At 49.8% G+C, this 13852-nt stretch carries 9 protein-coding genes; 6 read left to right on the forward strand and 3 right to left on the reverse strand.

All coding sequences use genetic code 11. From position 1 onward, the window contains the following. The first annotated feature begins 5 nt into the window (after positions 1–5). Genes Y79_RS0113115 through Y79_RS0113125 form a run of 3 tightly spaced genes read left to right on the forward strand, consistent with a single transcriptional unit; the run spans position 6 to position 8307 of the window. The gene (locus tag Y79_RS0113115) at positions 6–932 is read left to right on the forward strand and encodes an isochorismatase (RefSeq protein ID WP_016938095.1); all 927 of its coding nucleotides are present in this window, start codon (positions 6–8) and stop codon (positions 930–932) included. Between the two features lie 13 nt (positions 933–945). Further along, positions 946–8073, forward strand: coding sequence for an amino acid adenylation domain-containing protein (locus Y79_RS0113120; RefSeq protein WP_016938096.1), 7128 nt, complete (start codon positions 946–948; stop codon positions 8071–8073). 18 nt (positions 8074–8091) lie between these two features. Then, a complete protein-coding gene (locus tag Y79_RS0113125; protein WP_016938097.1) occupies positions 8092–8307 on the forward strand; it encodes an MbtH family protein in 216 nt (71 codons plus the stop codon). Between the two features lie 45 nt (positions 8308–8352). On the opposite strand, the gene Y79_RS0113130 is transcribed toward Y79_RS0113125, so the two are convergent. The 3 genes from Y79_RS0113130 to Y79_RS0113140 form a co-directional block, all read right to left on the reverse strand. Continuing rightward, a complete protein-coding gene (locus Y79_RS0113130) occupies positions 8353–9030 on the reverse strand; it encodes a YukJ family protein (protein ID WP_016938098.1) in 678 nt (225 codons plus the stop codon). A 117-nt stretch (positions 9031–9147) separates the two neighbouring features. Further along, a complete protein-coding gene (ald, locus tag Y79_RS0113135; protein WP_016938099.1) occupies positions 9148–10278 on the reverse strand; it encodes an alanine dehydrogenase in 1131 nt (376 codons plus the stop codon). A gap of 103 nt (positions 10279–10381) precedes the next feature. Further along, positions 10382–11611, reverse strand: a complete 1230-nt coding sequence (locus tag Y79_RS0113140) for a PucR family transcriptional regulator (RefSeq protein WP_016938100.1) — start codon at positions 11609–11611, stop codon at positions 10382–10384. Between the two features lie 315 nt (positions 11612–11926). Between Y79_RS0113140 and Y79_RS0113145 the strand changes: the two genes are divergently transcribed. From Y79_RS0113145 to essB, 3 genes are all read left to right on the forward strand, one after another. After that, positions 11927–12220: a WXG100 family type VII secretion target gene (locus Y79_RS0113145; RefSeq protein ID WP_003152013.1), complete on the forward strand. Its 294-nt coding sequence runs from the start codon at positions 11927–11929 to the stop codon at positions 12218–12220. A gap of 74 nt (positions 12221–12294) precedes the next feature. Next, positions 12295–12534, forward strand: coding sequence for an ESX secretion system protein YukD (yukD, locus tag Y79_RS0113150; RefSeq protein WP_016938101.1), 240 nt, complete (start codon positions 12295–12297; stop codon positions 12532–12534). A gap of 14 nt (positions 12535–12548) precedes the next feature. Beyond that, complete coding sequence (essB, locus tag Y79_RS0113155) at positions 12549–13832, forward strand: type VII secretion protein EssB (RefSeq protein ID WP_016938102.1); 1284 nt, start codon at positions 12549–12551, stop codon at positions 13830–13832. The last annotated feature ends 20 nt before the right edge of the window (positions 13833–13852 follow it).

Raw genomic sequence — 13852 nt, forward strand, 5'->3', positions numbered from 1 at the left:
TTATATTGGCTATACCGGCTATTCCCGCATATGCGCTGCCGACAGCGTCAGATATGCCTGAAAATAAAGTATCGTGGACGCTGAACCCGAAACGCGCGGTGCTTCTGATCCATGACATGCAGAATTATTTCGTCGATGCTTTTGAGAAAGGGAAGGCTCCGATCACGGAGGCGGCTCAGAATATCAAGAAAATAAAAGAGCAATGCAAAGCGCTCGGCATTCCGGTGGTGTACACCGCGCAGCCGGGCAGCCAAGACCCGGCAGACCGCGCCCTGCTGACGGATTTTTGGGGGCCGGGACTTAAAAGCGGTCCTTATGAAGAAAAGGTCATTCCGGAGCTTGCCCCCGAAGATCAGGACATTGTCCTCACAAAGTGGAGATACAGTGCGTTTAAACGGACGAATCTCCTTGATATCATGCGTGAAAAGGGCAGAGATCAGCTCATTATTACGGGAATTTACGCACACATCGGCTGCCTCGTCACAGCCTGTGAAGCTTTTATGGATGATATTCAAAGCTTCTTTATCGGAGACGCCGTAGCTGACTTTTCTTCAGAAAAACATAAGATGGCCATCGAATATGCGTCCCAGCGCTGCGCTTACACAGCTTTGACAAACGAAGTGCTGGAAGTGCTGGGCGGCTCGCCGGTTTCTGACGGAAAAGAGAAGACTCCCGCCGCATTGACAAAAGAACGGGTTCGGGAGCAAATTGCGGCGATTCTTCAAGAATCCCCGTCCGATATTCCGGATCAGGAAGACCTGCTGGACAGAGGCCTTGACTCCGTCAGAATCATGAGCCTTGTCGAACAATGGCGCCGTGACGGAGCTGAAGTGACGTTTGTGGAACTGGCGGAGAATCCGACGCTTGAAGAGTGGTGGAGACTGCTTTCTTCCCGATCTCAAAAAGTCTTGCCGAATGCAGATTATTTATAAGGGAGAGAATAGAATGCATGATACACAACAGCTGCCTCTGACAGGCGCACAGGCCGGTATCTGGTTTGCGCAGCAGCTTGATCCTGATAATCCGATTTACAATACAGGCGAGTATGTTGAGATAAATGGCGCGCTCGATGTGAACATATTTAAAACGGCTCTTGAACGTGTGCTGACCGAAGCCGCGTCATTACACGCCCGCTTCACAGAGGGAACAGACGGACCGAGACAGACGATCGCTCCTTCTTGTGAGGCCGCGATTGATGTCATAGATGTGAGCGCAGCGGCTGATCCGAAGCAGACCGCACTCAGAATCATGCAGACTGATTTGGCTGAGCCCGTTGATATGGCGGCCGGGCCCTTGTACCGCGACATTTTATTCCAAGCCGGACCGGAACGTTTTTTCTGGTATCAGCGCATTCACCACATCGCGATAGACGGCTACGGTTTTTCACTGCTGGCACGGCGTACGGCGCAAATGTACACTGCAATGCGGGAGGGACGTCTGGATAACGGGCGCTCCTTCGGTTCTTTGGAGGATCTGGTAAAAGAAGATCATGAGTACCGCGCGTCTGATCAATTCCTGAAAGATCGGGAATTTTGGATGGAGAAATTTGCAGATAAACCTGATGTCGTCAGCTTGGCGGAAAGAGCGCCGAGAACGTCAACAAGCTTTCACAGGAGCACGGCTTATCTTTCTGAAACGGCTTTACAGCATGTGAAAGCGATTCCGAACTGGCATGAGGCGGTCACGGCCGCGGTAGCTGTATATGTTCATCGGATGACAAGCGCCGGGGATATCGTTCTCGGTTTGCCGATGATGGGACGGATCGGCTCGATTTCACTGAATATTCCGAGTATGGTGATGAATCTGCTGCCTTTGCGGCTTTCTCTCCGCCCGGATATGCATTTTCACGAGGCGGTCAGCCAAGTGGCAAAAGAAATCCGAAGCATCCGGCGTCATCAGAAATATCGCCATGAAGACCTGCGCCGCGATCTTAAATTATTAGGAGAAAACCGCAGGCTGTTCGGTCCGCAAGTCAATGTGATGCCGTTTGATTACGCGCTTGATTTCGCCGGAGCGCGGGGGACCGTTCATAACTTATCAGCAGGACCTGTTGATGATTTGTCAATTAACGTTTACGACAGAGCCGACGGCAGCGGATTGCGTGTGGACTTTGATGCGAATCCGGAAGTGTACAGCGCCGAAGATATTGAAAGCCATCAAAAACGCTTCCTGCTGCTGCTGGAATCAGCTGTGAAAGACCAGACACAAAAAATCGGCACACTCAATCTTCTGCTTGAAAGCGAACGTCTCCGCGTGCTGAAAAGCTGGAATGACACGTGCAAATCTGAAAGGCAGAAAAGTCTTCCGGAGCTGTTTTACGACCAGGCCGTAAAAACACCGCACCGCCCGGCAATCATCACGGAAAACGAAGAGCTCACCTATGCCGAATTGAACAAGCGCGCAAACCAGCTTGCCGCCATGTTAAAGCAGAAAGGGCTCGGGCCGGAACAATTTGCCGCTTTACTGCTTCCGCGGTCACAGGATTTAGCCGTGAGCATGCTGGCTGTTTTGAAAACAGGAGCCGCGTACCTGCCGCTTGATCCTGATTTTCCTTCTGAGCGGATCACATACATGCTCAAAGATGCACAGCCTGCATGTCTGATTACAACGATGGAATTATCGGGCCGCATGCCGGAAGACATTGATGCAAAAAGGATCATTCTCGATGACCCGGATACGGTAAAAAACATTGCCGGTCAAAATGCTGACGGTCCTGCTCAGGCGGAATGTTCACCTTTAAACCCTGCTTATATCATTTATACTTCGGGCTCAACGGGCAGACCGAAAGGCGTTGTCGTCACATTAAAAAGCGTAAGCAATTTTCTCTTATCCATGCGGGAAATGTTTCCGCTCGGCGGACAAGACCGCCTGCTCGCCGTTACGACTGCGGCGTTTGATATTTCAGGACTTGAGCTCTTCCTTCCGCTCATCAGCGGGGCGGGGTGCGTCATCGCCCGAAAAGAGACGATTCAGGAGCCGCAGGCGCTTGCGCACATGATTCACTCATACGGTATTTCAATCATGCAGGCAACGCCGACATTATGGCATTCATTAGTCATAAATGAACCGGATTCACTTCGGTCGCTGCAGGTGCTTGTCGGAGGTGAGGCGCTCCCGAAAGCGTTAATGCATGCATTGCTTGAATTAGGCTGTACGGTGACGAATCTGTACGGGCCGACTGAAACAACAATCTGGTCGGCCGCACAGCCGCTTGCAAAAGACTATACAGGGACGCCCCCGATCGGAAAGCCGATTTGGAACACGCGGGTATATGTGCTGGATGCCGCATTGCAGCCCGTCCCGCCGGGAGTTGCGGGTGAGCTTTATATCGCGGGCGAGGGGCTTGCCAGAGGCTATTTTAACAGGCCTGATTTAACAGCGGAAAGATTCATTGCCGACCCGTACGGCCCCGCAGGTGCGAGAATGTACCGGACGGGCGATCTCGTGCGCTGGCGTGAGGACGGTTCACTTGATTATATCAGCAGAGCCGATCATCAAATTAAAATCCGCGGATTCAGGATAGAATTAGGGGAAATTGAGACGGTGCTGTCGAACTATCCGGGTATTTTGCAGGCCGCTGTCATTGTCCGTGAAGATCAGCCGGGAGACAAGCGGCTGGCGGCTTATGCTGTCGCGGATCACCCCCTTGATATCGGCGGCCTTCGTGCATATATGGGCGAAAGCCTGCCGGATTATATGGTGCCGGGCGCATTTGTACAGCTGGAGGAACTGCCGCTGACACCGAATAAGAAGCTCGATCGCAATGCCCTGCCTGCCCCTGATTTTTCCGCTGTCCTGAGTGACAGAGGGCCGCGGACGCCGCAGGAAGAAATATTATGCGAGCTGTTTGCCGAGGTTCTCGGTCTTGCACGGGTCGGAATTGATGACGGATTCTTTGAACTGGGCGGCCATTCACTCTTAGCGGGACGCCTGATGAGCCGGATCCGGGAGACGATGGGCGCAGAGCTAGGCATCGGCCGTCTGTTTGATACGCCGACGGTTGCAGGGCTCGCCGCACAGCTGGACACTGCAAAGAACGCGCGGCCAAAGCTTAAGCCGTTTGCCCGTCCGCAGCATATCCCGCTGTCATTCGCGCAGCTGCGTCTGTGGTTTCTCTACTGCCTTGAAGGTCCGAGCCCGACTTACAACATTCCGGTGATTGTCCGTATGTCAGGAAAGCTTAACCAAACAGCGCTGAAACACGCCCTTTACGATGTTGTCAGCCGCCATGAAAGCCTGCGCACCGTTTTTCCGGAAAATAAGGGCTCGTCTCATCAGCTTATTTTGCCTGCTGAAGAAGCCTGTCCCGTGTTTACAGTGACACATGCAGACGAAAACGAACTTCAAGACATGCTTGCCGCTGCGGCACGCTACCGGTTTGATCTCGCAAAAGAGCCGGCCGTACGGGCTGAGCTGTTTGATCTTGGCGACGGCGAATATGCGCTGATGGTTCTTCTGCATCACATCGCAGGTGACGGCTGGTCCTTGAATCCGCTCATGCGTGACTTATCCGCAGCCTATATCGCCCGCCAAACAGGCAAAAAAGCAGAATGGCCGCCGCTAGCGGTTCAATATGCGGATTATGCGCTTTGGCAGCAGCAGCTTTTAGGAAGCGTATCTGATTCTGAGAGCTTAATAGCGCGCCAGTTGAATTTCTGGAAGAAAACACTTGAAAATGTACCGGATCAGCTGGAGCTGCCGTCTGATTTTCCGCGACCCGCCGAATCAAGCTACAGAGGCGGCGTCATTCCGGTCAAAATCGGCCAAGAGCTTCATACCCGTCTTCTCTCACTTGCCAGAAATCAGCGCGTCAGCCTGTTTATGGTGCTTCAGTCAGGGCTTTCCGCACTGCTGACCCGGCTTGGGGCCGGAACCGATATTCCGATCGGCAGCCCGATAGCCGGCCGCAGTGATGACACATTGGGCGACCTTGTGGGTATGTTCATTAATACTCTCGTGCTGAGAACCGATACCTCAGGTGATCCAAGCTTTTGTGAGCTTCTTGAAAGGGTCCGGACGATAAATCTCGCCGCATATGAACATCAGGACGTGCCGTTTGAACGTCTCGTGGAGGAATTGAACCCGGTTCGTTCCCGGTCAAGACATCCGCTGTTCCAAGTGATGCTCGCATTCCAAAATACGCCTGATCCTGTACTCAGCCTTCCGGACATGGAAACAAGCCTGCAAATCAGCAGCGTCGGAGCGTCCAAATTTGATTTGACGCTGGAATTGGCTGAACAGCGCCATGACGACGGCACGCCTGCCGGTATTGAAGGTCTTTTGGAATTCAGCACGGACCTATTCAAACAAGAAACGGCTGAAGCACTTGCAGGACGTTTGCTTCTTCTGCTCGAAGATGCCGCATCGCATCCGGAAAAGCCGATCGGAAGCTTAACGATTCTTTCTGATGAAGAGCGCCGAAAGCTATTGCCGATTAAACGGAATAAACAGCACACTCAGCCTCGAAAGACATTACCTGAACTGTTTGAAAGACAGGCCGCCGAAAAAAAACCGGATGAAACGGCGGCCGTATATAAAGAGAGCCGGCTCACTTATAAAGAGCTGAATCAAAAAGCCAATCAGCTCGCACATATGATGATCGCCCGCGGCGTCGGCCCGGAGCAGTTTGTCGCGCTGGCCCTGCCGCGCTCATTAGATACGATTGTCGGGCTGTTAGCCGTCCTGAAAACGGGAGCTGCGTATTTGCCGCTTGATCCCGATTATCCGTCGGACCGCATCGCTTTTATGTTACAGGATGCCAAGCCTGTATTTATGCTTACCAATCGTGAAGGCGCAAGTAAGTTTCCTGCCGAAAGCGGTATGCCGTCCTTCATTTTGGATGACCCGCAGAAAAAAGAAACACTTGAGCAATATGCCGTCACGAATCCGACTGACGCAGACAGGACTTGTCCGCTGTCACCGCTTCATCCGGCTTACGTCATTTACACGTCGGGATCGACCGGTGTGCCGAAAGGAGTCATCATCCCGCACAGCAATGTCATCCGGCTGTTTGAGTCGACACAGCACTGGTACCGCTTTAATTCTGATGATGTATGGACGATGTTTCACTCTTACGCATTCGATTTCTCTGTCTGGGAAATGTGGGGGCCTTTGCTTCATGGCGGACGTCTCGTCGTCGTGCCGCATGACATCAGCAGATCGCCGGAAGCGTTTCTGGATCTTCTTGTGAAAGAGCGGGTGACCGTGCTTAACCAAACGCCGTCAGCGTTTTACCAGCTGATGCATGCGGAAAAAGAAAACGAAGAACTGGGGCGGCAGCTTGCACTCAGATATATCATCTTCGGCGGCGAGGCGCTTGAGCTGGGCCGGCTTGAAGATTGGTACAGCCGCCATCCGGATGATAAGCCGGTGCTCATAAATATGTACGGCATTACGGAAACGACGGTGCACGTCAGTTATCTTGAATTAGATAAAAACATTGCGGAACTGAAGGCAAACAGCCTCATCGGCTGCGGCATTCCTGATCTGAACGTATATGTGCTTGATGACCGGCTTGAGCCTGTGCCTCCGGGCATCACAGGCGAAATGTATGTTGCAGGGGAAGGTGTGGCACGCGGTTACTTAGGGCGGCAAAGCCTGACCGCGGAACGCTTTGTGGCTGATCCGTACGGCCCGCCGGGAACGAGAATGTACCGGACGGGGGACTTAGCCCGCCTGCGGACGGACGGTTCTCTTGATTATATGGGAAGGGCGGATCACCAGATAAAAATCCGCGGATTCCGGATTGAACTGGGAGAAATCGAGGCGGTTCTCGTCAAACATCCGGGAGTTGAGGACGCGGCTGCAGTCGTCCGTGAAGACCGGCCGGGAGACAAACGGATCGCCGCTTACCTTGTCCGCTCTGACAGCAGCTTAGATACGGGAGAGATTCGCCGGTTTGCCGGAGAAAGCCTGCCGGATTATATGGTTCCGTCTGCTTTTGTCCAAATGGATGAACTGCCGCTGACACCGAATGGAAAGCTTGACCGAAAAGCGCTCCCTGCGCCTGACTTCCAAATGGAGGTCTCCGGCCGGGGACCGAGAACACCTCAGGAAGAAATGCTGTGTGAGCTGTTCGCAGAGGTGCTGCACCTGCCGCGTGTCGGTATTGATGACAGATTCTTTGATTTAGGCGGCCATTCTTTGCTTGCGGTCCATTTAATGAGCCGTATTCGGGAAGCGATGGGAGCCGAGCTCAGTATCGGAACATTATTCGAAGCTCCTACGGTTGCAAGTCTTGCTGAAAGGCTTGAGACGGGCACAGGGACAAGCGCGCTTGATGTTCTTCTGCCGCTCAGAACAGCCGGGGAAGAAACACCGCTGTTTTGTGTCCATCCTGCCGGCGGTCTCAGCTGGTGTTATGCCGGGCTGATGTCTTCTTTAGAAGCCGATTATCCGATATACGGTTTACAGGCGAGAGGCATCGGAAAAAAAGAACCGCTTCCCGAAAGCCTTGATGACATGGCGGCGGATTATATTGAAAAGATCCGCACCGTGCAGCCGAAAGGGCCGTACCGTCTGCTCGGCTGGTCTCTCGGGGGAAATGTCATTCAGGCCATGGCGACACAATTACAGAGCCGGGGCGAAGAGGTTTCGCTTTTGGTGATGCTTGACGCGTACCCGAATCATTTTCTGCCGATAAAAAATGCGCCTGATGACGAGGAAGCCGTCATTGCGCTGCTTGCCCTGGGAGGGTACGACCCGGACAGCCTCGGGGATCAGCCGCTTGATTTTGACACCGCGCTGACCATTCTCCGCCGTGAGGGAAGCGCATTAGCCAGTCTGGACGAGTCAGTGATGATGAATCTGAAAGACACATACGTCAATTCTGTCGGGCTGTTAGGGAAGTACAAGCCGAAGCCGTTCCATGGAGATGTTCTGTTCTTCAGATCCACGGTTATCCCGGAATGGTTTGACCCGATTGAGCCGGATACTTGGAAACCGTATATTACGGGAAAAATCGAGCGGTATGATTTAGACTGCCGCCATAAGGATATGTGCCAGCCGGGACCGCTTGCCGACATCGGCGCGATTCTGGCAGAGAAATTAAACGGACGGCGTACAGTCCGGTAAAGAAAGGATCAATCTGCTATGACAAATCCATTTGAACGGGAAGACAGCTTATATCATGTCCTGGTCAATGCTGAAGGCCAGTACTCACTGTGGCCGGCCTATCTGGATGTGCCGGACGGCTGGGAAACCCGCCTGACGAATGAAAACCGCTCCATTTGTCTCGAATATATTGAAACAAACTGGCGTGATATGAGGCCGGAAAGCCTGAAACAGGCCGAAGCCGCTAAGATGTAATAAATTAAAGCCTGCCGCTATTTCGGCAGGCTTTTTATACGGATATCAGCTGTTAAGCTGTGTATGATCACAAAATGTATAAGGGTGTCCTTCTTCATTCGTGCACCATGACTGAGACAGAAAAGCCAAAAAGACCGCGGCCCACTGGTCTGCAAACTGGATTAAAATACCGCCGTCGTGCCACGTTCCGTTATCCTTCTTCCAGCGTGTGTCAATTGGATTTCCCTGATTCATATGAATATTATGCATGCCGTTTGTCGGTTTGAATCCGAAAATCTTATCAGCGCCCGGCTCCGGTCCGAATTTAGAGCCGTAAATATAGACGGCGGCTTTTTCCGATTTTGCTTTTTGCATATACGTCTCAATAAAATCATTTAAGTCATTATCAGGCCCGGTGACTTCATGCGGGAGCGGCACCATGTTCCGGGGATCAAACAATCCGCCGCGGACATAATCCAGCGCCAGCTCACGGCTCGTTTCATCAATTGGGGTGTACCCATACGGTATGTTCGGCAGCAGGGTGATCGCGCTTGCGTCAAAATGATCGCGCGCCGCATACAGAACCTCTGATTCTTTTGAACTTGACATGACATTGATCGCACAGCGATAGTGCGTATCAGGCTCGCCTAGCACCTCGACTTGAAAATGCGGAGAATCATCATCTGTTTCCCTTCTCATATCTAACACAGTGCCTTTTAATACACCATAGTGCTGAACAGCCATATGAATCCTCCTTTTTCTTCCGGGATATGAATTGATATTCGAGACGGGTGTCCGTTTTTCCTTTTATGAGAAAGAAAAAAGGACAGCCCGCTGATCAGGCTGTCCTCTTCATATCTATTAAGCTTTTGCAGCTGAACCTTGTATCGCTTTTTCAGCAGGTACGTAGTCATAGCCTAAGTCTTTGGCTACCGCTTCATACGTGACATGTCCGTTAGCCGTATTCAGCCCCGCTTTAAGCGCCGGGCTCTCGGCAATGGCTTTCGCCGCGCCTTTATTGGCGATTTCAAGCGCATAAGGAACGGTCACATTCGTTAATGCGAGCGTAGATGTACGCGGTACGGCGCCCGGCATATTGGCGACAGCGTAATGAACGACGCCGTGTTTTTCGTAAGTCGGATTATCGTGTGTTGTAATATGATCAACGGTTTCCACAATGCCGCCCTGATCAATGGCAACATCAACAATGACGGAACCCGGTTTCATCTGTTTGACCATTTCTTCGGTAACGAGAGTCGGCGCTTTGGCTCCCGGGATGAGTACGGCGCAGATCAGAAGATCAGCTTCCGCGACAGAGTCTGCAATATTTACAGGGTTTGAGATCAGTGTTTTAATCTGATGCCCGAAAATATCATCAAGCTGACGCAGGCGGTCTGCGTTCAAATCGATCATCGTCACATCGGCACCGAGTCCGACAGCCATTTTCGCGGCATTTGTTCCGACGCCGCCCCCTCCGATGATCGTGACTTTCCCGCGGGATACCCCCGGTACGCCGGCTAATAAAATTCCTTTTCCGCCCTTTGGTTTTTCAAGGAACTGAGCACCGATCTGAGCGGCCATTCTTCCGGCCACTTCAGACATCGGCGTAAGCAGCGGAAGTGAACGTCCGTCCGTTACCGTTTCGTACGCAATAGCTGTCACGCCTTTTTCTGTAAGCGCTTTAGCTAATTCCGGCTCTGCGGCTAAATGAAGGTAAGTGAATAAGATCAGGCCTTGACGGAAATACGCATACTCCTCAGCCAGCGGTTCTTTTACCTTCATGACCATTTCCGCATCCCATACTTGCTTTCTGTCTTCCAGAATTTCCGCGCCTGCAGATACATAATCTTCATTAGTAAAACCGCTTCCGAGTCCCGCTCCGGATTCCACAAGAACCCGATGGCCGTTTCCGATAAGCTGTGAAACGCCTCCAGGTGTTAATGCCACTCGATTTTCATTGTTTTTGATTTCTTTTGGAACCCCGATAATCATGTCTGTTTCCCCCAATGTTTGTGTGATGCTTCAAGTGTAGCGTGATTTTTGCGAAAATTCTTTGTTTGAAACAGAAAATAAAAAAACACGGATTTGTGAAATTTCACGAACCCATGTTGCGAAGCTTGATATCAAGGTAAATCGTAAACTTTTCATTCACGTTTTTTAAGTCGATTTCTGCGATCTGGCTGATTCTTTTCAGCCTGTAATTCAATGTATTGACATGGATGTTAAGCGCTTTAGCGGCGGTGTTGACGTTGCTGTCGGCATCAATAAAATGTTCGAGCGTTTTTACCATATCGGCTTGGTGCTCCCTATCATACTGCTCAAGCTTTGACAGGGAATAGTTCATATAGCCGCTGTGCTTGCGTTTTTCATCCAACACATCAAGGTACTGATAAATGCCGAGTTCAGAAAAACTGAAAAGGTGTTTGGTCTCTCTCACAAACCGTTCTTTCGCTTTTAATACGGAGAGCGCTTCCTGATAGGAGCGGTAAACGTAAGAAATCGATTCGTAAATACCGCCGAAAGCAATCGACGCATCCTCAATTTTATATCGTTCTTTCAGCTGTTTTTGAACATGGAGGGCGAAATGCTTTAAATCTTTAAAAGGCTGATCAGTTTTCGGCGCAGCTAGTAGGATTAATTCATTTGAATCGACAGTCGCCAGCATGACATGTATCTGCTGTGTCGTTTCTTGCAAATATTGCAGCTGCTGTTCCGTCTTTTCAGTCAGCTCCTCATGCAAACGGATGATCATGACGCTGAATACGGACGGCAGCGCCATTCCGAGCTTATGAAATCCTTCGGCCATCTCGGCTTCCTGATAAATATGGCCGGTCAGCATTTTCCAAAAAAACTCCTGGCCCCGCTCTTCGATTTTCGTTTTGCGGATCTGCAGGTGCAAAAGCTTGTTCCGCACTGCTTTGGCTGCCAGCTGAAGCGTCTTCAGATCCTCGTCATTGAGCTTTTTTTTGATTTCAAGCGCCCAAATAAATCCAAGTACCTGACTGTTTTTCCAGATGGAAATCGCCACGCGGTTGCTCAGGCCGACCTCGTCAATTTCTTTCACTTTGATCGGCTGGTCCGTTTTTAAAAGGGCCGGAATGGTTCCGTCTTTCCACAGTTTGTTGATGACTTTTTCAGGCACCCTCCGCCCGATAATCGTCGACGTCCGGGCCGGATCTGTACAATCGCTGTGCGTGCTGTATGCAAGCAGTTTATGATTAACGTCTTCTATTGTAATGGGGCATTGAAGGACCTCGCTGATATGGTCGGCTACATCTTCAAGCCTGTCGAAACTGTACTTAAATGGATCTTTTGGATTGGTCATCTGTATCCCTACTTTTTCATAGCTTCATATCTTGATCTTACCATCTTGTTTTTCAGACTGAAAGGCATCTTTGAACGGAAGCGGAGTAGGAAAATAGGATCATTTGAAAAAATGGAAAAGAATAAGATAATCATACTATTATATTTACAAAATGTGTAAATATAACGAAAAATCCAATATATCATAAGACTCATTTTGTAAAATTAAAACAGATTTGTTTGACTGTGCCGAATTGTTGTTTTTATAATAATGACGTTCAAAAAATAAGTGAATTAGCCCATATTTAGGCTGATGACACAGGAGGGTATAAGGAATATGTCTGGATTAATTCGTGTCACACCCGAAGAGCTAAGAGCGATGGCTAAGCAATATGGCGTTGAAAGTCAGGAAGTCATGAATCAGGTTGACCGCCTGAACCGCATGATTTCTGATTTGAAAGGCATGTGGGAAGGTGCTTCAAGTGAAGCATTCGCGGATCAATATGAGCAGCTGAAACCTTCATTTATTAAAATGTCTGAATTGCTTCAAGATGTGAATCATCAGCTCGATCAAACGGCAAATACGCTTGAGTCTACTGACCAAGATATCGCTAACCAAATTCGCGGATAATAAGATGAATGAAGAACGGAGCGCCTGATTCAATCAAGAAGACGGCGCTCTTTCTATGTAAGGGTGATATGAATATGTATATCGATATTACAATAGATTTAACACATTATAACGGCAGCGTCTTCGATCTCAGATTGTCAGATTACCATTCTGTGAAAAAAGTCATTGATATTGCCCGGCAGGCTCAGCAAGTATCCGTTCCGCCGCGTGAAGGCTATTGGATCAGAGTGGTCAATAAAGAAACGGTTTTTTCCGGAGAGCAAAAATTATCTGACTGCGGCATTACGAACGGAGACCGCCTTGAAATTTTATGAGAGGACATGGTGGAATGACAGGTCATAACAGATCTTATTTAGAAACAGAACTGGACGCCGTCCGGGAAGAAACCGAATCAGGCTTCACGTTCACCTTCCAACGGGAAAAAGTCAAGCTTCTTGACGGGCTGGAAGCAAACGTGATTAAAGAGGCTGATCCTTTTTTTCAAAAAGAGGTTTCAGTCTCAGAAGACGAAGTAACTATAACGATCAGACCCCCTTCTTCTTACCAGGCTTTCCGCTATATAAAAGGAAAAGATAAAAAAAGCAGGTGGCAATTTGCCTACCGTCTCGTTCAAGCCGTGAAACAGCATAAGCTGAAACGGCTCAATCTGATTGCCGCCCCGGAGAATATCGTGTTTGATAAAGCGCTGACACCGTACTTTCTGCATTACGGCATAAAGGAGAGCCTCCCGCCTTATGAGGAAGACAGAGAAAGGGTGTTAAAAGAGCTCAAAGCATGTGCGGCGCTTGCGGCTGACGGGGCTTTCACCTTCGAAGAATATTTGAAGTACAAGGAGACACTTCAATTCTCTCCCGAGGTAAAAAGCGTGTTAGAAGCGAAAACGTTTGAAGAACTGGAAGAAACCATTCTAACCGTAATTGATTCCCTCGAAGCAAGGGACAAGACATACATAAAACTGCCGAAAAAGAAATGGAAAATCCAAAGATACGCCGGACTGGCGCTTGCCGTCCTCCTTGTGCCGGCACTTCTGTATTCCTTGTACGTGCTGTTTTTCGCCCAGCCGAAGCAAGAGGCAATCACCGAAAGCAACCGCTATTTTTTAAATCAGCAGTACAGCAAAGTCATTGACACACTCGCTAAATACGATGCGGAAAGCCTTCCTGAATCGGTGCAGTACGAGCTTGCTTCTTCTTATGTGGCAGTAGAAAAACTGAGCGAAGAACAGCGGAAAAACATCGGAAATCTGGTCACCCTGCAATCTGATCCGAAGCACTTCCTTTATTGGATTGATATCGGCCGAGGGGAAAATGAAGAAGCCATCAATATCGGCCGCAATCTTGAGTACAATCCGTATATATGGCTCGGGCTTACAAAATATAAGCAGCAATTATTGGCGGACGACAGTATGAAAGACGACGAAAAGCAGAAAGAACTGGACGCTGTGGAAAGCGAGCTGGAGAAGGCGAAAAAAGAGCAGGAAGAGCAAAACAAAGAAGCGGACGAAAACACCGCTGAAGCTTCCGCAGGACAGGATAAAGACGGCAAAAAGGACGAAGCAAAGGATAACAAAGAGAGCGACAAGAAAGATGAGAAAAAAGATGAAAAAAAATAACAGCGTATATCAACTGGCCG

It is taken from the genome of Bacillus siamensis KCTC 13613, assembly GCF_000262045.1.
In the GTDB taxonomy this organism is placed as follows: domain Bacteria; phylum Bacillota; class Bacilli; order Bacillales; family Bacillaceae; genus Bacillus; species Bacillus siamensis.

Excerpts from the sequence above, each read along its gene's own strand:
- Y79_RS0113120 (WP_016938096.1), top strand. The coding sequence starts at position 946 with ATGCATGATACACAACAGCTGCCTCTGACAGGCGCACAGGCCGGTATC.
- Y79_RS0113125 (WP_016938097.1), top strand. The coding sequence starts at position 8,092 with ATGACAAATCCATTTGAACGGGAAGACAGCTTATATCATGTCCTGGTC.
- Y79_RS0113130 (WP_016938098.1), bottom strand. The coding sequence starts at position 9,030 with ATGGCTGTTCAGCACTATGGTGTATTAAAAGGCACTGTGTTAGATATG.
- ald (WP_016938099.1), bottom strand. The coding sequence starts at position 10,278 with ATGATTATCGGGGTTCCAAAAGAAATCAAAAACAATGAAAATCGAGTG.
- Y79_RS0113140 (WP_016938100.1), bottom strand. The coding sequence starts at position 11,611 with ATGACCAATCCAAAAGATCCATTTAAGTACAGTTTCGACAGGCTTGAA.
- Y79_RS0113145 (WP_003152013.1), top strand. The coding sequence starts at position 11,927 with ATGTCTGGATTAATTCGTGTCACACCCGAAGAGCTAAGAGCGATGGCT.
- yukD (WP_016938101.1), top strand. The coding sequence starts at position 12,295 with ATGTATATCGATATTACAATAGATTTAACACATTATAACGGCAGCGTC.
- essB (WP_016938102.1), top strand. The coding sequence starts at position 12,549 with ATGACAGGTCATAACAGATCTTATTTAGAAACAGAACTGGACGCCGTC.